Consider the following 19,455-nt stretch of genomic DNA (forward strand, 5'->3'; position numbering starts at 1 on the left):
CTCAGGTCGGCTACGCATCGTCGCCTTGGTGGGCCGTTACCCCACCAACTAGCTAATGCGCCGCAGGCCCATCCTCAAGTGACAGATTGCTCCGCCTTTCATTATTTCACAATGCTGCAAAATAAATTATCCGGTATTAGCTACCGTTTCCGGTAGTTATCCCAGTCTTGAGGGCAGGTTGCCTACGTGTTACTCACCCGTCCGCCGCTAACCTTCAGGAGTGCAAGCACTCCATCAAGTCCGCTCGACTTGCATGTATTAGGCACGCCGCCAGCGTTCGTCCTGAGCCAGGATCAAACTCTCCAATAAAGTTTGACTTGCTCATTTCTAAACTGACGAGAATTTGTTCAATTCTCTATTTCAACGTCCCACCAAAGTGGTTCGTTTTACTCACTCGTTGTTCAGTTTTCAAAGATCAATCTGTGTTTCTTGTTTGTCGTCCGCATCTCAGCGGCGACTTTTATAATATATCACACTTCCTATCAACTTTGCAAGCATTTTTTTTAAAAAAGTTTTTTGAAGTTTGTTTTGAAGTTTGATGGCCGCCGGTTGGCGGCATCACCTTCGAAAAGGAAGCGAAAATTAATTTAACATATAGTTAGCTGGTTAGTCAACACTTTTTCGCAGAATTAGTGTTTGATTTGCGGAAACTTCCCGTTACGCGCATATTTGGAGAGTTCTTTCTGCGGGGCAAACCGGGCATACATGCGAAATACCGTTTTATATCGGTTAGCGATTGCCTGCCTGATATTTTGGTCCAATCGTTGGTCGCTCAAATCCAGCAGCATTTCATCCAGTTCTTTTCGCAGTACATAATCAAGCTCTTTGCACTCTTTCTCATTGAATAGCATTCCCAGCATGATAGGACCTCCTTATATATTTAAGCGAACATGTCATGTCTCTTCAATCGGATTTAAAGCTGCACTTGCCTATGTAATGGTGATTAACCGTTTTGGCGGGATCTCTAAACCGAAAGTAAGCTGTCTGCACATCATGATGAACGCCCTGTCCACGCAGCTCTCTTTGCTCTGCCAAGCTGCTTTATTAGGTATGCACAAATTCCGGGAAAATTATGACATCAGCCACAACGTAATTGTACTTTCGATCATAGCGGCCACGAGCAGCAGCACGACAACCCATAAGGAAGCAGTACCCAGCTTCCGCCAAAAGCCGCGCCACTCCGCGCCTATGCCGCTTCTGCGCTCCCCTGTTGCCACAACGCTTCTCAATACCAGCCCGCCAAAAGCCAGGCCGTACCCGCAGGCAATCACAATGACCGGTATCTCAATGATGCCATGAGGCAGCAGCCCCTTCACGATCAGATCGAACAGACTCTCTCCGCTCTCCCCCACGACCTTCACCAGGAAACCAATCACCATGCCGTTAACGACCAGGAAGAAAAATGGAATCACTCCCAGCAGCAAGCCCGAAAACATAACCAGCACGCTTTTAATGCTGTTGTTCAGAAAGATGAACACAAAAAAGTTCCATTCCGGATGATCGGAGGAACCTAGCTGCTGGCTAATCTCCCCTAGCCCTTGAAGCTGACCCAGGAGGAATTGTTCAAATCCCTCAGAGCTTGCTCCCGCTGCGATTCCGGCTATGAATAAAACGGCTGCCAAGAGCAATGCCTTCCGGATGGATCTTAAATCTCTAAGAAAAATGCTAAAACGTAACATTCGAGAACCTCCTAAATTGGTATAACTCGCAAGTACGAGCATATGTTGAAAGTAAACAAGCTATTGCACACTGAAGGGAGAGGGGCGCACGTATTATGAATTCTTTTTATGTATTCAACGGCAGAAAGATTAAGCGGTTTTTCTTCGTTCTTGCCGCGGCGATCTTTGCAATCGGCGTTATTTATGTGGAGAGTGACAACATCTCGGTCTTCTCCGAGGACAACCCATCAGCGATTTACAGCGTGTCTACGGACAAGAAACAGATTGCGTTGACCTTTGACATCAGCTGGGGCGAAAAACGCGCAGAGCCCATTTTACAGGCCTTAAAGGACAATGGAGTTCAAAAGGCAACCTTCTTCCTGTCTGCGCCATGGAGCAAAACGCATCCCGATATCGTGAATGCCATCAAGGAAAGCGGATTTGAAATCGGGAGCCACGGATTCAAGCACGATAATTACAGCACGCTCACCGACGAGGAAATACGCAAGCAGATTTCTTCGGCACACACTATTTTAACCGCAATGACCGGACAAGAACCCAAATTGATACGGATGCCGAACGGGGATTTTGACAAAAGAGTCCTCAGCATCGCCCAAAGCCTGAACTACACGGTGATCCAGTGGGATACCGACTCCAGGGATTGGAAGAACATCGGCGTCGAGAAAATCGTCGATCGCGTCGTCTCCAAAGCCCATCCGGGAGATATCGTGCTGATGCACGCCAGCGATTCGGTGAAGCAAACCCATGAAGCGCTGCCTCTCATCATCAAGGAACTTCGCAATCAAGGCTACGAGTTCGTTACGGTCACCGATCTGCTTCAACAGGGCAGCACCCAAGGCACCGAGGTCCGCGATCACGCTTCATTGCAGAAGAGCATCGAAGACGCAGGCGGGCTATGACTCATGAAGACCCTTAACATTCAATAATGCTTAACAAAAAAAGAGCTAAGGCGTTAGCTCTTTTTTTCGTCTTGTGTAACTTTATGAAGCGTCAGAATCTGGTATGCATTACAGATCAGCAACGGTACAACCATAAAAATCGTGGCGTTGCTCACTCCGATTTGCAGCACGCCGATAATCTCTACGATGGAAATGGCCATCATGAAGAACAGCGTCGGGATCCACGCGTTGGCATTTGTGCTCTTTACTTTGAGGTAAGCAACGACAATGGCAATGACCAGTATGGAGATACCCAAAATCAAATCCTGCTGCAGGCTGGTGGATCCGCCGACAAACGTACGGAAGAACATCAGCTCCAGCAATGCCAGTACAGCCAACACAATCTGAATGTATTGCCAAGTCTTTCTTCGGAATATGCCAATCCCCATATAATTTAACGTCAGGTATGCAAAAAAGCCCATCTGGGAGTATACGCTCACCAGCGCCCCAGAGCCTAACAAAATCAGCGGGTATATCAATAAATCGGCCATTCCCGTGAACTCGATAGCGCCATTAAACAACTGCAGGATCAGACCTACGATCAATGCCGCCACTGCCCCGACGAGCAGCGTTTTCAAAAACAATTTGGACCACTTACGTAAGCTCAACTAACTTCCACCCCCACAGATCATTATTTTACCAACGTTCACAATAAAAAACCATTCTGAATCCGACATATTTCTGCAAATCCATCGCATACTATGCGAAGACCCGTAAGAAAAATGACAATCAACTTACTTTCACGAAAAGACAGACCGTATGCAGAAGGATTTTTCTTGCGAAAAAAGGAGGACAACGGTAATGAAGTGGCCGTTATTTCGTTTATGTATTATCGTCTTCGTTGCTGCCATGGTGCTTACCGCTTGTGGCGCAGAACAAAGCTCGTCCCCACAGCTTGGCTATAAAGAAATCAAGTCTATGGTGGTCGACATTCTGAAAACCGATGAAGGCAAAAAAGCGGTGGAAGAAGCGATTGGGGGCGGAACCGGCGGTTCCTCAAGCAGCGGAGGCTCAATGGGAATGCGAATGATGTCCGCCCAATCTGGCGATCAAATTCGCCTGGCTGTTAAGGATACGCTGGTGTCGGAGGAATATAAGAAAGAAATTGAGAAGATCATGACCGATCCTAAATTCGCCGGTGAATTTGCCAAAGCCATCAATAGCGAAAGCAAGCAATTGCATATGCAGCTCATCAAGGACCCGACGTATCAAAAATCGATTCAGGATATGTTAAAGTCTCCCGATGTGATGAAATCCTTTCTTGAATTGACCAAAACCCCGGACTATCGCAAACAGTCCATGACCGTGATGCAGGAAGCTATGGAGAACCCGCTGTTCCGCTTGGAGGTAATGGAACTTCTTAAAACGGTTGTGAAAGACGAACTGCAGCCTAAAGTAGAGAAGAAAAAACAAGGCGAGGGAAAAGGCCAAGAAGGGCAAGGCGGCAGTGGGGGTGATGGTGGCAGTGAAAGTGGTGGCGGTGAAGAAGGCGGCGGCGATGGGGGCGGCGGTTAGAGCATCCATTCCGAAAAATAGAACAAGCTCCCTGCAGAGGGAGCTTGTTTCGTCATATTATGAGCTGGTCTTAAACGGATCCTTCAAGCTTAGCCGCGATTCGTGAGGCGATCTCTTCGTAAATCGCTGCGCTCTCGGTCCCCGGTTTATAAACCGATGGCGAGAAATCCGGTTCCGAAGGGTGATTATCCGGGGCCCCCAACGGAAGCTGCGCGAGAAGCTCCGTATGAAGCGTCTCGGCAAGCTTGCCTCCGCCTCCACGACCAAACACATAATCCTTCTCTCCGCCATGGGAGCAGACATAATAGGACATGTTCTCGACGACGCCCAGAATTTCGTGATCGGTCTGCAAGGCCATCGCACCCGCTCTGGCGGCAACAAACGCCGCCGTAGCATGAGGGGTGGTTACGATGATCTCTTTGCTCTGCGGAATCATCTGATGCACGTCCAGCGCCACGTCACCTGTTCCTGGCGGCAGATCAAGCAGCATGTAGTCCAAATCCCCCCAAGCGACATCAGTGAAAAATTGACGCAGCATTTTGCCAAGCATCGGTCCGCGCCAAATCACCGGACTGTTCTCACGGATGAAGAAGCCCATCGACATGACCTTGACGCCAAAGCGCTCAACCGGGTGAATGACGCCGTCTTCGGTTACGGAGGGCCCTTCCTCAATGCCCATCATGTCCGGCACGCTGAATCCGTAAATATCCGCGTCGATCAGACCGACTCTCTTCCCTTGTCGGGCCAAAGCTGCGGCTAAATTCACCGTAACGGTGGATTTGCCGACGCCGCCTTTGCCGCTTGCGATCGCAATGAAATGAACGCCGGATTGTTCGCTTAGAAGCGTATTCTGCTCCATGCCGGCAGCATGCCCTTTTGTCAGCTTATCGCGATCGTTGGCTTCCTCGCGGTTCGCTTGGTTTGAGGCATTGTCCAGGGGACGCATGCGGATATGAATATCCTCTGCCCCCATCGCCTCCAGAATTTCTCTGATCTGCGCTTCCAGGGAAGCGCGTACATCTTCGCTGCTGTACGTCACGGATAATCGAACCGTGCGTTCCTTGACTACAATATCTCGAATACGCTGGAGCTCCATCAGGCTCTTCCCGGTTTCGGGATCACGTAAAGGCTGGAGTATCTCCTGTACCGTTTCTCTAGTCAGCATATAAGCACCTCTGCTCTATGTAATGGAATAGACAATGTTTCGATATTCGTGTCTATTATACCATTACTCTGCAGCTTGTGACGACTCGCTGATGGACTCTCCGGAGGTATACCGCAAAATGCCGTTATACACGGAAGCTGCGACCTTCCTCTGATATTTCTCGTCCCGAAGCAATTCGGATTCCTGCGGGTGGGACAAGAAACCGACCTCGACCAGGGCGGATGGCATGCGCAGGGCTTGGAGCAAATATATCTTATCGTCCGTTTTGGCCAGACGCTGCGTATTCTCCAGGTTATGCCTGATTTCAGCCTGGATCAATTCCGCAAGTTTTTTGCTGTCCTCGTTATTCGGCGGGAAAAAGGTCTGCGCGCCTCTCCACCGATTGGACGGAATGCTGTTCAGATGCATGCTGATAAACAGGTCGGCCTTGCTGTCCTCGATCATCCGCACGCGTTGTTTGAGGTCTTCCGTTTTCCGCTTGGAATAGCCCTTGGTGCTTTCCGCCGCCAGGTCGTAATCTCCTTCTCTTGTCATAATGACAAGCGCGCCTGCCTGCTGCAAGTAATCACGTAGATACAAGGTGATGGCCAGATTTACATCCTTCTCTATGACGCCTTGGCGGCTTACTGCTCCCCCGTCTGGCCCGCCATGGCCTGCATCAAGGGCAATGACTTTGCCGGCAAGCGGCAGGCTCCAGGTATTGGATGTTTTAGCAGAGGGGATTTCGTACGTCACTACGATAATGAGCAGTGCCAGTAGTACGGCACCAATCAGGGTTTGCTTGATTCTCTTCAACGATATCCATACCGTAACCTTGTCCGTTCTCCGCCTGGACATAACAAAACCACCTCGTCCCATGAGTTGTTCTACTCCATCATATGGGACAAGGCAGTTATTTATGCCTTCGTTATACCGTGATCTGCTCTTTCATGCCTTCGATCAGTACTTGCGCAACTTCCGGGCGCGTAAATTCCGGCGGCGGGCACTGCCCCTCGCGAAGCAAGCCGCGAACCTTCGTTCCCGACAAGGTTAGATGATCCTCTTTAGGATGCGGGCATGTTTTGCTCGAGGCCATGTTTCCGCATGTTGTGCAGAAGAAGCTGTGCTCGAAGAACAGCGGAGTAATGCCTAACTCTTCCGCAGTGAAATTCTTGAAAATTTCCTGTGCCTCATAAGTGCCGTAGTAGTCGCCGACTCCGGCGTGATCCCGGCCCACGATAAAATGAGTGCATCCATAATTTTTGCGAACCATGGCATGGAATATGGCTTCCCTTGGGCCTGCATAACGCATGGCAGCCGGAAATACGCCCAGGAAGGTACGATCAGCGGGGTAATAGTTCTCCAGCAAGGTCAGGTAACTCTTCATCCGCACGTTGGCAGGAACGTCATCCGATTTGGTCTCTCCCACGAGCGGATTGAGGAATAGCGCATCTACGATTTCCATTGCGCTTTTCTGAATGTACTCATGTGCACGGTGAACCGGATTTCGAGTCTGAAAGCCGACAACCGTATTCCAGCCCTTGGCTTTAAACTGCGCGCGTGTTTCAGCCGGGTCATAATAAAACTCGCCAAACCGTTCCGGCTGCGGGCGATTCAATACTTGAATCGGACCTCCAACATACGTCGCAGGTCGTTCCAAAAGCTTTTTCACGCCTGGATGCTCCGGATCATCGGTCTTGAATACTTGTACAGCCTCGACTTGCTGATCGACCTGGTAGACGCTCTCGACATCGATGACGCCATAAACGACGCCGTCTTCTTCGCCTACAAGCGCCGCCTTCTCGCCGACAATGAGCTTCGCGGCCGTGTCTTCATCTACGGCCAGCGTGACCGGTATGCTCCACACCGTTCCGTCAGATAAACGCATATTGGAAACGACGGACTTATAGTCCTGCTCGTTCAGAAATCCCACCAATGGCGAAAATGCTCCGACCCCGATTAGATCCAAGTCCGAAATGCTCCAGGCGTTTACAGGGATCCTATGAAAGGTGTCAACCTGCTTCAACAAAGCTTCACGTTCTTCTCCTTGGGCTACCCGCTGCACCAGCGTTCCGCCATGAGGGAGTATGGCTGTCATGAATAATTCCTCCTTCTAATGCTGCAACTGTAATAAGGCAAGTGGTCTTATCTGTTTATTTATGAAGCCCGCACTCCGTCTTCTCATGCCCGGACCAGCGGCCTGCACGTGGATCTTCTCCCGGCATGACCTGCCGCGTGCAGTATTCGCAGCCAATGCTAGGATAATTCTGATCATGCAGCGGGTTATAGATGATCTCGTTCGTGCGGATATAATCCCACACATCCTCACTCGTCCAGCCCGCGATCGGATTGAACTTCACCAAACCGAACTTGGTATCATATTCAATCTTCTTCGAGTTCGCCCGGGTAGGGGCTTGATCTCTTCGTATGCCTGTGATCCAAGCCTCGTATTGAGACAGAATCCGGGTCAACGGCTCTACCTTGCGGATGTTGCAGCATTCGTTCGGGCTGACGCTCCATAATGCTTCTCCATGCTGAGCCGCTTGCTCTTCCGGCGTGATGAGCGGAGATACGCGTACAAATTCCAGGCCATAACGTTCTGCCATACGATCCCGCGTTTCATATGTCTCCTTGAAATGAAAGTCGGTATCCAGATAAAAAATATCCGTCGACGGACTGATCTTCTGAATCATGTCGACCAATACCACATCTTCTGCTCCAAAGCTGCAAGCAAACGTTATGTTAGGAAACGTCTTGATTGCGAATTCGATGACTTCCTCAGCCGATGCATGCTCAAGCTCTTCAGCTTGCACTCTGATCAGATCTTCTTTCTCCAGCAAATTCATGATTGGATGCCTCCCCCATTATTCATTAATCCCGATAATCCTACTGAAATAATATGAATTAAATACAGTATAAAACATTCCTAATAAATGTCAACCATCAAATCGTTACCATAAGAAACGAAAAAACCCTTCCTGCTCAAGCAGGAAGGGACTTCTCTCTATTCTATTTTCCAAACATTATGACAAGTCTTGGACTTACTCCGATGCTACGGATACCTCTTTGGCTCTCATGCCTGCGCCGGAACTCTTTCCTTCCGAATCCTCGGACTTGGAAGCCGATGCCTGATTCGTTGTCCGCAGCGGGATTTCCTTCAAAAAGAATACGAGAAGCAATGCGACTACGAGAACTAACGTGCCTGTGAGAAACACCATCGACAATGTATTTCCGAGTGCATCGCGGATACTATCGATCATTTGTACGAATAATGGCTGTACCTCAGCAGGAAGACTTGCCTGCGTCTGCTCAATCAGCGGTTTATTCATCAGTGTCTGTGGATTGGCGAAGGAGAGCATCTGCTGAGCTAGCTGCGGATCCACAGAGCTAAAATCAGGTGCATTAGCTGACTGAAGTGCTTCCTTCAGATTCTTTGTCAGGTTGTTCGACATAACCGTGCCCATGACCGCGATCCCGATTGTCCCCCCAAGATTACGGAATAATTGGGATGAAGCCGTTGCTACACCGAGCTCTTTGTGCGGTACCGCATTCTGCGTAGCCAGCGAGAATACCGGCATGCCCAAACCAAGACCGACACCGAATATAATGGTACTAACCACAGTAAGCCAAATGTTGTCCATGAACACCATAATTCCCATACCGACCATCATAATTGGAACTCCAAGAAGTGCGTACCGTTTGTACTTACCACTCTTAGCAATGAGTTGACCTGCTACGGCACTTGTACCCATCATGAAAATCGACATGGGTATGGTTACATAACCCGCATAAGTTGGTGAGATACCAAGTACACCTTGAACATAGAAGGAAATATAAATCATGGCACCCATCAAACCAAAGTTCATAAAAAATCCAATCAGATTAGAAACCGTAACGACACTATTTTTGAACAAACTAAGCGGCAATACAGGTTCTTTCGCTTTCATCTCAACCAAGATAAAGATAAGAGCCGATACGACCGAAGCTGCGATGAGACCAATAATCTCCGGTGATCCCCAAGGATACTCCGTACCTGCCCAAGAAAAGGCCAGTAGTAAAGGAACGATGGACGTTGTAAGAAACAGAGAGCCCAGATAGTCAATGGACTGGCCAGGTTTGCGTTCAACCTTCGGAAACAACGTCCAGATCATGATAAAGGCCACTACACCCAGCGGCAGGAAGATCCAGAACAACCAACGCCACTCGATGTTATCGACCAGATATCCGCCTAGCGTAGGACCCAGGACACTGGAAAAACCGAATACCGCCGTCATCAGGCCCATCCATTTACCACGTTCCCGCGGCGGGAATAAATCCCCGACCGACATAAATGCCGTCGACTGGATAATGCCGGCACCTATACCTTGAATTCCACGATAAATAATGAATTGGTACACGTCTGTGGATGTACCCGTCAGGAAAGCCCCTAACATGAAAAATAATATACCTATCAAAATAAACGGCTTACGTCCGAACATATCGGACAGCTTGCCAACCAGTATGGTTGCGATCGTTGATGTTAACAAATAAATGTTGATGGTCCATGTATAATAATCCATGCCATCGAGAATGGCGATAATCCGCGGCATCGCGGTGCTTGTTATCGTCTGGTTAATGGCTGCGAAGAACATTGCAGCCATGATCGCGATCATAATCGAAACTTTACGTTTAAGCGTTAAATGCTCCATGCTCCACCTCTACCCGTTGTGATTGTTTTTATCTATGTTTGACAGCATCAAGGAGAAGATTCTTCTTAAATGCTGAATGTCTTCCTCAGAGAGGAAGTCAAAAAATCCCTGGATCATTTCTTTTTGATCCTTCTTCACTTTTTTAATGATCTCTAGCCCCGGTTCCAAGAGCGTGATGTTGACAACTCTGCGATCATCCTCGGCGCGTTCTTTCTGCAGATATCCTTCTGCAACCAATTTATCCGTCAGTCCGGTTATAGCCGGCGGCGTCAAAGACAAAACTTCAGCAAGCTCCGAGACCTTTAGAGGCCCTTTCATCTTTAATACATACAGCACCTGAAATTGAGGGAAACTTAAATTGTATTTCCCGGCGCTCGACTTGTTCCATTCTTGAGAAATGTTCTTTAGCAGCGCCCGGAACATCGACGACACCTTAAAAATCTCTTCATTGCGATCCAACCATATCCCCCCCTTACTGCTCCAAGAAATTACTTATCTAATTAATGATTAAATATTAATTATTTAAGCACTTAATTAATTTGCAATTAATAATATATCTCTATTTACATATGAAGTCAAGTGGTTAACGATGTCAGATAATCATGCTCGGAAGCCAGCTTCATTCTTTCTATCCTCAGCCTGTGCACATGATGTGAACAACATGCCCCAAAACACGCGAACGTATCCCTAATGGGCTCACCATAATGTGCATATCTTTGTGGACAATCTGACAACAAATGTCTTGTCCACTTCCTAATCAGTAGAGAGACTTCGATGCAGATAACGGTGAGTTGCGATAGCCGGAGTCCTATGCTTCGAGAATTATGCTTTCTTACACTACAAAAAAGCCCTTGACCGTAATGGCCAAGGGCTTCGTAAATCGAATATTAACGTTTGGAGAACTGAGGCGCGCGACGAGCTGCTTTAAGACCGTATTTCTTACGTTCTTTCATACGAGGGTCGCGAGTCAGGAATCCAGCTCTTTTCAGAGAAGGACGGAATTCAGGATCTGCTTTCAGAAGAGCACGGGAGATACCGTGACGGATTGCTCCAGCTTGACCGGAGATGCCGCCACCGTGAGCGATGACAAGCACGTCATATTTGCCCAGTGTTTCTGTCAGATTCAAAGGTTGTTTAACGATCAGTTTGAGTGTTTCCAAACCGAAATATTCATTGATATCACGTTTATTGATGACAATGCGTCCTTCACCCGGTACGAGGCGTACACGTGCTACCGAGTGCTTACGACGACCTGTCCCATAGTATTGTACTTGTGCCATGAAACTGTCCTCCTTTTTAATTAACCGCGAAGTTCGTAAACTTCTGGTTTTTGTGCTTCATGTGGATGTGCCGTGCCTGCGTATGCTTTCAGTCTCAGCTTCATTTTCTCGCCCATGCGAGTTTTAGGAAGCATGCCGTGAACCGCGCTTTCGATTACACGTTCTGGGAATTTAGCAATCAGGTCTTGAGCTGAAGTTACTTTCAATCCACCTGGATGCAGGGAGTGACGATAATATTTCTTGTTCTCCATCTTTTTGCCAGTGAGGTGGATTTTCTCGGAGTTGATAACAACCACGAAATCCCCTGTGTCAACATGTGGAGTGAATTGAGGCTTATGTTTGCCGCGGATCAGAGCCGCAACTTCACTTGCCAAACGGCCAAGCGTTTTGCCTTCGGCATCAACGATGTACCATTTGCGCTCAACTTCATTTGGCTTCGCCATATAGGTGGTACGCATGTATAGTTCCTCCTTGTATTCGTCCGAAAATCATCATTAATTTTCATCATTTATCTTCGTTCATGTGTAAAGCATTTTCATGGTGTTGCTGTCTTGCTATTGGCATTCTCTTAACCGGGGCTGTGGGAGAGCCGTTAAGAAAACACAACTTATATAATACAGGATTACGCCCACTTCCGCAAGTGTTTTTTGCTTTTCCACCTTACACCATGCGATTTGATTCAAACAAGCCGGCAAACGCATTCCGAACGCTTTCCGGTTCTTGGGGGAATAGCCGTCTGCGTGGTACGTATCGCATCAGTCATTGCGGCTTCTCTTGGCCGGCGATATCGTAATCCACTTCCCATAACATCAGGCCCTTGCCCATCGCTGTGGGACCGGCTGCCGCCCGATTTTGGGCTTCCAATATGACCTTCATATCATCCGGATGGCGCTTGCCTTCCCCTACCTCAATCAACGTTCCCATAATGATCCGGACCATGTGCTGCAGAAACCCGTTCCCGGATATGAACGTATGAATGATTCCTTGATCTCTGGTGCCTGGGCGGCACATGGATGTATCCTTCTCGATCCAAGCATCAAAAATCGTACGGACATGGGACGGCTTCGTCGACTTTCGTGACGCAAACGTTGTAAAGTCATGCGTTCCGATCAGATGAGAAAGTCCCTGCTCCATCGCTGCGATATCCAGTTTTCCATGATGATGGATCTGGTACCGACGGTTGAATAGATCCGGATATTGATTCGCATTGATGGTAAAACGATAGGTTTTGCGTTTCGCTGCATGGCGGGAATGGAATTCCATCGGTACCTCCATTGCATCCGAAACCACGATATCTTCCGGCAGCCAAGTGTTTAATGCCATGCACCAACGCTCCACGGGAATAGGGGAAGCCGTGTAAAAATTAAACACCTGGGCGCGGGCATGCACCCCGGCATCTGTCCGGCCGGAAGCCGTAATCTTGAGCTGCTCTCCGGACAAGCGGCGAATGGCTTCCTCTAAATAGTCCTGAATCGTGTGGCCACCGGGCTGGGTCTGAAAGCCGTTATAATCGGTACCGTCGTAACTGACCTTCATCAGAAGATTACGCATTGCTTGCCTCCTGCGTGCTTTCATCGAATGATTCCGCAACGAAACTTGCGATTTAGAATCTCATCAGCATCGCTGATAACTCATGAGTTCCATATCTATCAAAAAAAGAGCCCCATAGGAGCTCCTTTTCATCATGTTAAGCCGAACCCTTCGAGTCAGCCACATGACTAGAAGGTCCCCGTTATCGTAGCCCATGGAGTAGTCGAGACGAGTCGAACCAAATGATCGACTATATCTCGCACCACTTCCCGTTCATGGCCCCTAGAATAAACATCTGAAGAGCCGGGCATACATAACTTCAGTCACTTCAATGGAACAAAACGAAATTACGCGCGATCTACCAGTTCCAAATAAACCATTGGAGCTGCGTCACCACGACGAGGACCCAGTTTCAGGATACGCGTGTATCCGCCTGGACGCTCTACGTAGCGAGGAGCGATTTCGGAGAACAATTTTTGGATTGCATCTTGTTCACCGTCAACCGTTTCACGACGCACGAATGCAGCTACTTGACGACGAGCGTGCAGATCACCTTTTTTTGCTTTTGTGATCAGTCTCTCAGCGATCGAACGAACTTCTTTCGCTTTGGCTTCAGTCGTTTGAATACGCTCATATAAGAAAAGGTCGGTTACCAGGTCACGGAACAACGCTTTACGCGCACTGGAATCGCGGCCCAACTTTTGGTATGCCATGTGTTTTTCCCTCCTTTGCTAAGCTAAGCCGAATCTGCTATTCTTCCGTACGAAGTCCCAGGCCCAACTCTTCGAGCTTCTCTTGAACTTCCTCCAAGGATTTGCGTCCGAGGTTCCGGACTTTCATCATATCCTCTTCGGTTTTCGTAGTCAGCTCTTGTACCGTATTAATGCCGGCACGTTTCAAGCAGTTGTAGGAACGAACGGAAAGATCCAGCTCTTCGATCGTCATTTCAAGCACTTTTTCTTTCTTGTCTTCTTCTTTCTCGACCATGATCTCCGCATCCTTCGCTTCGTCGGTCAGACCCACGAAGAGGAACAGATGCTCAGTCAAGATTTTCGCACCGAGACTAACGGCTTCTTCTGGGCGGATGCTGCCATCCGTCCAAATTTCAAGCGTCAGTTTGTCGTAGTTGGTTACTTGGCCAACACGCGTATTTTCCACGCCGTAGTTAACACGGCTAATCGGAGTGTAGATCGAATCGACGGGAATGACGCCGATAGGCTGGTCATCGCGTTTGTTCCGATCCGCCTGGACATAGCCACGACCGCGACTGGCAAAAATACGCATATGAAGTCTTGCACCAGGGCCCAGCGTCGCAATATGAAGATCCGGATTCAGAATCTCCACATCACTATCCGCTCGGATGTCACCAGCAGTAACAACCCCTTCACCCTCCGCATCAATCTCGAACACTTTCTCTTCATCGGAATGAATTTTCAGAGACAAAGCTTTCAGGTTCAGGATGACCTCGGTCACGTCTTCCATGACACCCGGAATCGTGGAGAATTCATGAAGCACGCCATCGATCTGAATCGATGTGACGGCTGCACCCGGGAGTGAGGATAACAAGATGCGGCGAAGCGAGTTCCCCAGCGTCGTGCCATATCCTCTCTCTAGAGGCTCAACAACGAATTTCCCATAGGTTCCTTCTTCATTGACATCAACGGTCTCAATTTTCGGCTTTTCGATTTCAATCACGCAAGTACCCCTCCTTCAAACGTCGCTCCTATATGAAACTGTCATCTTATCCAGTAATCCATGTAGTAGTATGCCTAAACAACCATTATTAGCAGATTGCAACGGATTTATACCACATTAACAGGATGACTTCATTATACGCGACGACGTTTTGGTGGGCGGCATCCGTTATGTGGAATTGGTGTTACGTCTTTGATCAGGTTAACTTCGAGACCTGCTGCTTGCAGGGAACGAATGGCTGCTTCACGACCAGCACCAGGACCTTTAACCATGACTTCCACCGCTTTCATACCGTGTTCCATAGCCGCTTTGGCAGCTGTTTCAGCAGCCATTTGCGCAGCGAACGGGGTCGACTTACGGGAACCTTTAAATCCAAGGCCGCCGGAGCTTGCCCAAGAAATCGCGTTTCCGTGAGGATCCGTAATCGTTACGATGGTATTGTTGAACGTGGAGCGGATATGAGCCACGCCACTTTCAATATTTTTGCGGTCACGACGTTTAGTACGTACGACTTTTTTTGGTTTAGCCATTGTCTATTATCCCCCTTTCTTATTTCTTCTTGTTCGCTACGGTACGACGAGGACCTTTACGTGTACGAGCATTCGTTTTAGTACGTTGACCACGAACAGGCAATCCACGACGGTGACGAATACCGCGGTAGCAGCCGATCTCCGTGAGACGTTTAATATTTAAGGAAATTTCACGACGCAGGTCACCTTCTACCTTAACCATACCATCGATCGTTTCGCGCAATTTGCTGACTTCATCTTCTGTCAAATCACGGACACGAGTGTCTGCATTGATTCCAGTTTCTTTCAATACTTTCTGGGAAGTCGTTTTACCGATTCCGAAAATGTAAGTCAAGGCGATCTCAACGCGTTTGTCACGTGGCAAATCCACACCAGCTATACGAGCCATTTTACGCTACACCCCCTTCTTTAACCTTGTTTTTGTTTGTGTTTCGGATTTTCACAGATAACCATTACGTTCCCTTTGCGGCGAATGACTTTGCATTTTTCGCAAATAGGCTTTACAGAAGGTCTTACCTTCATGCTAATTACCTCCTCCAAGTTTTACGTTGTAAAACCAGCTTCGAAACTAAAGTAGTTTGTTACCGCTGCTGAGTTTTACGTCAGTAAAACCGCTTCGCAGCTTTCCTTGATTCCCCAGGGGAACCTTGAATCTATTTACGGTACGTGATACGACCTTTGGTTAAATCGTACGGCGAGAGTTGAACAACCACTTTGTCTCCTGTAAGGATACGGATAAAGTGCATCCGCAGCTTTCCGGAAACATGAGCGAGAATCTGGTGACCATTCTCCAGCTCGACTTTAAAGGTAGCATTCGGCAACGGCTCGATGACCGTTCCTTCGACTTCAATGACATCTTCTTTAGCCACAGTTAGTCTCCTTTCTGATCTGCCTTGGATTTATCGGATACAAATTGGCCAAGTGCGAAACGCAGTTTACCGTTTGTAACCCGACCGCTTTCTTGCAAACTGTTTACCACTTCACTGCTAATGTAGGATTGAGGTTCAAGATGAAGAACATTCTTCTTCTTGGCCCCGTCAAACTTGCGTTTGTCCCCATCCGCGATCCACACGAACCTGCTGTCCTCAATCGAAACGATAACGGCATACTGTCCGGCATCTCTGCCCTTCAGTATCTTGACAATCTGACCGGGTTGAAGCGTGATTTCATGATTCAATGTCATCACCCTATTCCGGCAGCTTCGTCAAAATTTCCATGCCATCCGGCGTGACTGCTACCGTATGCTCGAAGTGAGCACATAGCGAGCCGTCAACCGTTACAACCGTCCAGTTGTCTTCCAGCGTCTTGACATTCCGTTTCCCGGCATTGACCATCGGCTCAATCGCGAGCACCATGCCCGGTTTGAGTCTTGGTCCGCGGTCAGGGATGCCATAGTTCGGAATTTGCGGATCCTCATGCAGATCGGTACCCACGCCATGACCAACGTACTCCCGGACGACAGAGAAACCTGCATCCTCGATATGACGCTGAATGGCATGAGAGATTGTAAACAAGCGGACATCGGGTTTGACTAGCGCAAGTCCAGCATAGAGCGATCCTTCCGTAACGTCCAGCAAACGCTGGGCCTCTTCGGAGATTTCTCCTACAGCGTAGGTCCATGCCGAGTCACCATGGTAACCCTGGTATTGCGCGCCGATATCAAACGTAACGATATCGCCCTCGATCAATTTGCGTTTGCCTGGAAATCCATGCACCAATTCTTCGTTGACTGATGCGCAAATGCTGGAAGGAAATCCGTTGTAGCCTTTAAAAGATGGCACAGCGCCTTGGCTTCGAATGAACTTGTCGGCCATAAGGTCCAGTTCCCCGGTCGTAATGCCCGGTTCAACATGAGCGGCAAGGAGCTTGTGGCATTCCGCCACGATCCTTCCTGCTTCTCTCATCAAGCTCAGTTCCGTTTCGGATTTACAAATGATCATTATACTTAACCTCTCAGTATAGACGCAATTTGTGATGAAACCGCGTCGATTTCCTGATCACCATCGATTTGACGCAAAAGACCTTTGTTCTCATAAAACGTGAGGAGTGGTGCTGTTTTGTTGATATATTCGTCTAAACGAATGCCGACGCTCTCTTCGTTATCATCGGAGCGTTGGTACAATTCGCCGCCGCATTTATCACAAATGCCTTCCTGTTTAGGAGGATTAAAGATCACATGATAAGTCGAACCGCAGTTTTTGCAAATCCGGCGGCCGGTTAGGCGGGCCAGAAGCTTTTCCCGATCCACTTTCAGGTTGATGACGTGATCGAGACCAGTATTCAAGCGGGCGAGAATGTCATCCAGCGCTTCCGCTTGCGAAAGGGTTCTTGGAAAGCCGTCCAATAAAAAACCTTTTTCGCAATCGGACTGCTGCAAACGCTCTTCCACAATACCAATCGTTACGTCATCGGGTACCAGCAGACCCTGATCCATGAATTCCTTCGCTTTGATCCCGATGGGAGTTCCTTGTTTAATCGCGAGACGAAATGCATCGCCTGTAGAAATATGAGGAATACCGAATTCATTCACGATGTTTTCTGCTTGCGTTCCTTTTCCTGCCCCAGGAGGACCCATGAATAAGATGTTCACCTTACGTCACTCCCTCCCCTTGATTGACTAGCAAGAACAACACAATAGGCGCCGGGAAGCGATACAGACCACTCGCCGGAACCTATCGCCTATTTATTGATAAAACCTTTGTAATGACGTTTGATCAGTTGGCTTTCGATCTGCTTCATCGTATCCAGTGCAACACCGACCACGATCAAGATGGACGTACCACCAATCTGAACTGTACGCGGGAGACCTGCAAGTGATCCAAAGAACACCGGAAGTACGGAGATCACGGCCAGGAACAGAGCCCCTGTCATGGTCAGACGGGTCATAACCCGAGTCAGATACTTCTCGGTAGCTTTACCAGGACGAATACCCGGTACATAGCCGCCGTTCTTCTTCATATTGTCAGCCATTTGGTTCGGATTCATCTGCACGAAGGTGTAGAAGAACGTGAAACCAATGATCATGAGTACATACAGTACCATTCCAAGCGGGCTGTCATAAGCCAGGTTCGCCGTAATCCACTTCGCCCAGTTCTGGTGTGCCCAGAAGCTGGCCAGGATAACCGGGAACTGCAGCAATGACATCGCAAAGATTACCGGAATAACGCCTGCTCCGTTAATCTTGAGCGGAATGTGTGTGTTCTGTCCGCCGTACATTTTGTTTCCTACAACACGCTTCGCGTATTGAACCGGAATTTTACGGATACCTTGCTGAATGAATACAACACCGGTAATGATCAGAACCAAAATCAGGAGGATGATGACACCCTTCAGAATGTTCATGAAGACCTGACCATCCTGAATGAAGTTCGATTCAATCGTTGTCCGAATGTGCATCGGAATACCAGCAGCGATACCTGCAAAGATAATGATCGAAATACCGTTACCGATTCCGCGTTCCGTAATCTGTTCACCGAGCCACATCAGGAATGATGTACCTGCGGTAAGCACGATCGCAATAACAACAAAATCGATAAAGGTTGCTCCAGGCACCATATCCATGCCATACAGGCGGTTAAACCCGATGGACATACCGAACGCCTGAATCAGACCCAGTATTACCGTACCATAACGAGTAATTTGAGCCAACTGCTTCTTCCCGTGTTCCCCTTGTTTATTCCATTCCGCAAACTTTGGAATGACGTCCATCGACAGCAACTGAACGATAATGGACGAAGTAATATATGGAAATATCGAAAGGGCGAAGATCGAAAACTGTGATAACGCGCCCCCCGAGAACGTGTTAAGAAGACCGAACAATTCATTGCCTGCCTGATTCGTCTGGGTAAAGACATCCTTGTTAACACCGGGAACCGGTACAAAGGATCCGATACGGAAGATGATCAGAACGAATAAGGTGAACAAAATACGCTTGCGAAGGTCCTCGACACGCCATATATTTTTCAGGGTCTTAAACATTAGATCACCTCGGTTTTACCGCCGGCAGCCTCGATCTTCTCTACCGCAGATTGAGAAAACTTATTAGCTTTTACAGTCAAAGAAACGGTAACTTCACCGTTGCCAAGAATTTTGATTCCGCTCTTTGTATTGTTAACAATACCGCTCTCAACCAAAACTTCTGGAGTCACTTCAGTACCTGCTGCAAAGCTGTTAAGTTCTTCGATGTTCACAATCGCGTACTCTTTCCGAGTTGGGTTTACGAAACCGCGCTTCGGAAGACGACGATACAATGGGTTCTGTCCACCTTCGAAGCCTGGACGTACACCACCGCCGGAACGAGAGTTTTGTCCTTTGTGACCGCGACCCGACGTTTTACCCGTACCGCTACTAGTACCGCGTCCAACGCGCTTGCGCTCTTTGCGGGATCCAGGTGCTGGGCTCAGCTCATGTAACTTCATCGTTCGTTGCACCTCCTTAATATGTCCGGGGATAAACT

At 48.4% G+C, this 19,455-nt stretch carries 25 protein-coding genes and 1 rRNA gene; 2 read left to right on the forward strand and 24 right to left on the reverse strand.

From position 1 onward, the window contains the following. The 3 genes from BMX45_RS28960 to BMX45_RS28970 form a co-directional block, all read right to left on the reverse strand. Positions 1-309 (reverse strand): 16S ribosomal RNA (locus BMX45_RS28960); the annotation flags it as partial. 320 nt (positions 310-629) lie between these two features. Further along, on the reverse strand, positions 630-860 hold the full coding sequence (locus BMX45_RS28965) for a hypothetical protein (RefSeq protein ID WP_009592811.1): 231 nt from the start codon (positions 858-860) through the stop codon (positions 630-632). A gap of 210 nt (positions 861-1,070) precedes the next feature. Beyond that, positions 1,071-1,679 carry a stage II sporulation protein M gene (locus BMX45_RS28970; RefSeq protein WP_009589220.1) on the reverse strand — a complete coding sequence of 203 codons (609 nt, stop codon included), beginning with the start codon at positions 1,677-1,679 and terminating at the stop codon, positions 1,071-1,073. 95 nt (positions 1,680-1,774) lie between these two features. Between BMX45_RS28970 and pdaB the strand changes: the two genes are divergently transcribed. Then, positions 1,775-2,578 carry a polysaccharide deacetylase family sporulation protein PdaB gene (gene pdaB, locus BMX45_RS28975; protein WP_090914078.1) on the forward strand — a complete coding sequence of 268 codons (804 nt, stop codon included), beginning with the start codon at positions 1,775-1,777 and terminating at the stop codon, positions 2,576-2,578. A gap of 53 nt (positions 2,579-2,631) precedes the next feature. On the opposite strand, the gene BMX45_RS28980 is transcribed toward pdaB, so the two are convergent. Next, complete coding sequence (locus tag BMX45_RS28980; RefSeq protein WP_015737612.1) at positions 2,632-3,225, reverse strand: KinB-signaling pathway activation protein; 594 nt, start codon at positions 3,223-3,225, stop codon at positions 2,632-2,634. 193 nt (positions 3,226-3,418) lie between these two features. Between BMX45_RS28980 and gerD the strand changes: the two genes are divergently transcribed. Next, positions 3,419-4,132, forward strand: coding sequence for a spore germination lipoprotein GerD (gerD, locus tag BMX45_RS28985; protein ID WP_090914080.1), 714 nt, complete (start codon positions 3,419-3,421; stop codon positions 4,130-4,132). A gap of 70 nt (positions 4,133-4,202) precedes the next feature. On the opposite strand, the gene BMX45_RS28990 is transcribed toward gerD, so the two are convergent. From BMX45_RS28990 to rplO, 20 genes are all read right to left on the reverse strand, one after another. Then, complete coding sequence (locus BMX45_RS28990) at positions 4,203-5,297, reverse strand: Mrp/NBP35 family ATP-binding protein (RefSeq protein WP_015737614.1); 1,095 nt, start codon at positions 5,295-5,297, stop codon at positions 4,203-4,205. Positions 5,298-5,360: 63 nt separating this feature from the next. Continuing rightward, positions 5,361-6,134, reverse strand: a complete 774-nt coding sequence (gene cwlD / locus BMX45_RS28995; RefSeq protein WP_009589216.1) for an N-acetylmuramoyl-L-alanine amidase CwlD — start codon at positions 6,132-6,134, stop codon at positions 5,361-5,363. 70 nt (positions 6,135-6,204) lie between these two features. After that, positions 6,205-7,374 carry a sulfate adenylyltransferase gene (gene sat, locus BMX45_RS29000; RefSeq protein WP_090914082.1) on the reverse strand — a complete coding sequence of 390 codons (1,170 nt, stop codon included), beginning with the start codon at positions 7,372-7,374 and terminating at the stop codon, positions 6,205-6,207. A gap of 55 nt (positions 7,375-7,429) precedes the next feature. After that, the gene (locus tag BMX45_RS29005) at positions 7,430-8,122 is read right to left on the reverse strand and encodes a phosphoadenylyl-sulfate reductase (protein ID WP_090914085.1); all 693 of its coding nucleotides are present in this window, start codon (positions 8,120-8,122) and stop codon (positions 7,430-7,432) included. A 195-nt stretch (positions 8,123-8,317) separates the two neighbouring features. Continuing rightward, on the reverse strand, positions 8,318-9,964 hold the full coding sequence (locus BMX45_RS29010) for an MDR family MFS transporter (protein ID WP_090914087.1): 1,647 nt from the start codon (positions 9,962-9,964) through the stop codon (positions 8,318-8,320). 9 nt (positions 9,965-9,973) lie between these two features. Continuing rightward, complete coding sequence (locus tag BMX45_RS29015; RefSeq protein ID WP_090914089.1) at positions 9,974-10,423, reverse strand: MarR family winged helix-turn-helix transcriptional regulator; 450 nt, start codon at positions 10,421-10,423, stop codon at positions 9,974-9,976. Positions 10,424-10,851: 428 nt separating this feature from the next. Next, a complete protein-coding gene (gene rpsI, locus BMX45_RS29020) occupies positions 10,852-11,244 on the reverse strand; it encodes a 30S ribosomal protein S9 (RefSeq protein WP_006212891.1) in 393 nt (130 codons plus the stop codon). Between the two features lie 20 nt (positions 11,245-11,264). After that, a complete protein-coding gene (rplM, locus tag BMX45_RS29025) occupies positions 11,265-11,702 on the reverse strand; it encodes a 50S ribosomal protein L13 (RefSeq protein ID WP_090914091.1) in 438 nt (145 codons plus the stop codon). 301 nt (positions 11,703-12,003) lie between these two features. After that, positions 12,004-12,795 (reverse strand): tRNA pseudouridine(38-40) synthase TruA, encoded by a 792-nt coding sequence (gene truA / locus BMX45_RS29030; RefSeq protein WP_090914093.1) that lies wholly within the window; start codon positions 12,793-12,795, stop codon positions 12,004-12,006. A gap of 326 nt (positions 12,796-13,121) precedes the next feature. Then, positions 13,122-13,487: a 50S ribosomal protein L17 gene (gene rplQ, locus BMX45_RS29035; protein ID WP_009589203.1), complete on the reverse strand. Its 366-nt coding sequence runs from the start codon at positions 13,485-13,487 to the stop codon at positions 13,122-13,124. 37 nt (positions 13,488-13,524) lie between these two features. Then, a complete protein-coding gene (locus BMX45_RS29040) occupies positions 13,525-14,469 on the reverse strand; it encodes a DNA-directed RNA polymerase subunit alpha (RefSeq protein ID WP_006212895.1) in 945 nt (314 codons plus the stop codon). Between the two features lie 134 nt (positions 14,470-14,603). Then, positions 14,604-14,999, reverse strand: coding sequence for a 30S ribosomal protein S11 (gene rpsK, locus BMX45_RS29045; RefSeq protein ID WP_009589209.1), 396 nt, complete (start codon positions 14,997-14,999; stop codon positions 14,604-14,606). A 19-nt stretch (positions 15,000-15,018) separates the two neighbouring features. Continuing rightward, positions 15,019-15,387 carry a 30S ribosomal protein S13 gene (rpsM, locus tag BMX45_RS29050; RefSeq protein ID WP_006212897.1) on the reverse strand — a complete coding sequence of 123 codons (369 nt, stop codon included), beginning with the start codon at positions 15,385-15,387 and terminating at the stop codon, positions 15,019-15,021. Between the two features lie 20 nt (positions 15,388-15,407). Next, entirely contained in the window at positions 15,408-15,521 is a 114-nt protein-coding gene (gene rpmJ / locus BMX45_RS29055) for a 50S ribosomal protein L36 (RefSeq protein WP_003333770.1), read from the reverse strand. Positions 15,522-15,652: 131 nt separating this feature from the next. Continuing rightward, positions 15,653-15,868 (reverse strand): translation initiation factor IF-1, encoded by a 216-nt coding sequence (gene infA, locus BMX45_RS29060; protein WP_006212898.1) that lies wholly within the window; start codon positions 15,866-15,868, stop codon positions 15,653-15,655. A 2-nt stretch (positions 15,869-15,870) separates the two neighbouring features. Continuing rightward, positions 15,871-16,182, reverse strand: a complete 312-nt coding sequence (locus BMX45_RS29065; protein WP_015737620.1) for a KOW domain-containing RNA-binding protein — start codon at positions 16,180-16,182, stop codon at positions 15,871-15,873. A 4-nt stretch (positions 16,183-16,186) separates the two neighbouring features. After that, a complete protein-coding gene (gene map / locus BMX45_RS29070; protein ID WP_009589222.1) occupies positions 16,187-16,939 on the reverse strand; it encodes a type I methionyl aminopeptidase in 753 nt (250 codons plus the stop codon). Positions 16,940-16,944: 5 nt separating this feature from the next. Continuing rightward, on the reverse strand, positions 16,945-17,589 hold the full coding sequence (locus tag BMX45_RS29075) for an adenylate kinase (RefSeq protein ID WP_009589204.1): 645 nt from the start codon (positions 17,587-17,589) through the stop codon (positions 16,945-16,947). A gap of 89 nt (positions 17,590-17,678) precedes the next feature. Further along, positions 17,679-18,977, reverse strand: coding sequence for a preprotein translocase subunit SecY (gene secY / locus BMX45_RS29080; RefSeq protein WP_090914095.1), 1,299 nt, complete (start codon positions 18,975-18,977; stop codon positions 17,679-17,681). Then, the gene (rplO, locus tag BMX45_RS29085) at positions 18,977-19,417 is read right to left on the reverse strand and encodes a 50S ribosomal protein L15 (RefSeq protein ID WP_006212903.1); all 441 of its coding nucleotides are present in this window, start codon (positions 19,415-19,417) and stop codon (positions 18,977-18,979) included. The genes secY and rplO overlap by 1 nt, the downstream gene beginning before the upstream one ends. Between the last annotated feature and the right edge of the window lie 38 nt (positions 19,418-19,455).

This window comes from Paenibacillus sp. cl141a (genome assembly GCF_900109305.1).
GTDB classification, from domain to species: domain Bacteria; phylum Bacillota; class Bacilli; order Paenibacillales; family Paenibacillaceae; genus Paenibacillus_AQ; species Paenibacillus_AQ lautus_A.

Excerpts from the sequence above, each read along its gene's own strand:
- BMX45_RS28965 (WP_009592811.1), bottom strand. The coding sequence starts at position 860 with ATGCTGGGAATGCTATTCAATGAGAAAGAGTGCAAAGAGCTTGATTAT.
- BMX45_RS28970 (WP_009589220.1), bottom strand. The coding sequence starts at position 1,679 with ATGTTACGTTTTAGCATTTTTCTTAGAGATTTAAGATCCATCCGGAAG.
- pdaB (WP_090914078.1), top strand. The coding sequence starts at position 1,775 with ATGAATTCTTTTTATGTATTCAACGGCAGAAAGATTAAGCGGTTTTTC.
- gerD (WP_090914080.1), top strand. The coding sequence starts at position 3,419 with ATGAAGTGGCCGTTATTTCGTTTATGTATTATCGTCTTCGTTGCTGCC.
- BMX45_RS28990 (WP_015737614.1), bottom strand. The coding sequence starts at position 5,297 with ATGCTGACTAGAGAAACGGTACAGGAGATACTCCAGCCTTTACGTGAT.
- cwlD (WP_009589216.1), bottom strand. The coding sequence starts at position 6,134 with ATGTCCAGGCGGAGAACGGACAAGGTTACGGTATGGATATCGTTGAAG.
- sat (WP_090914082.1), bottom strand. The coding sequence starts at position 7,374 with ATGACAGCCATACTCCCTCATGGCGGAACGCTGGTGCAGCGGGTAGCC.
- BMX45_RS29005 (WP_090914085.1), bottom strand. The coding sequence starts at position 8,122 with ATGAATTTGCTGGAGAAAGAAGATCTGATCAGAGTGCAAGCTGAAGAG.
- BMX45_RS29010 (WP_090914087.1), bottom strand. The coding sequence starts at position 9,964 with ATGGAGCATTTAACGCTTAAACGTAAAGTTTCGATTATGATCGCGATC.
- rpsI (WP_006212891.1), bottom strand. The coding sequence starts at position 11,244 with ATGGCACAAGTACAATACTATGGGACAGGTCGTCGTAAGCACTCGGTA.
- rplM (WP_090914091.1), bottom strand. The coding sequence starts at position 11,702 with ATGCGTACCACCTATATGGCGAAGCCAAATGAAGTTGAGCGCAAATGG.
- truA (WP_090914093.1), bottom strand. The coding sequence starts at position 12,795 with ATGCGTAATCTTCTGATGAAGGTCAGTTACGACGGTACCGATTATAAC.
- rplQ (WP_009589203.1), bottom strand. The coding sequence starts at position 13,487 with ATGGCATACCAAAAGTTGGGCCGCGATTCCAGTGCGCGTAAAGCGTTG.
- rpsK (WP_009589209.1), bottom strand. The coding sequence starts at position 14,999 with ATGGCTAAACCAAAAAAAGTCGTACGTACTAAACGTCGTGACCGCAAA.
- rpsM (WP_006212897.1), bottom strand. The coding sequence starts at position 15,387 with ATGGCTCGTATAGCTGGTGTGGATTTGCCACGTGACAAACGCGTTGAG.
- rpmJ (WP_003333770.1), bottom strand. The coding sequence starts at position 15,521 with ATGAAGGTAAGACCTTCTGTAAAGCCTATTTGCGAAAAATGCAAAGTC.
- BMX45_RS29065 (WP_015737620.1), bottom strand. The coding sequence starts at position 16,182 with ATGACATTGAATCATGAAATCACGCTTCAACCCGGTCAGATTGTCAAG.
- map (WP_009589222.1), bottom strand. The coding sequence starts at position 16,939 with ATGATCATTTGTAAATCCGAAACGGAACTGAGCTTGATGAGAGAAGCA.
- secY (WP_090914095.1), bottom strand. The coding sequence starts at position 18,977 with ATGTTTAAGACCCTGAAAAATATATGGCGTGTCGAGGACCTTCGCAAG.
- rplO (WP_006212903.1), bottom strand. The coding sequence starts at position 19,417 with ATGAAGTTACATGAGCTGAGCCCAGCACCTGGATCCCGCAAAGAGCGC.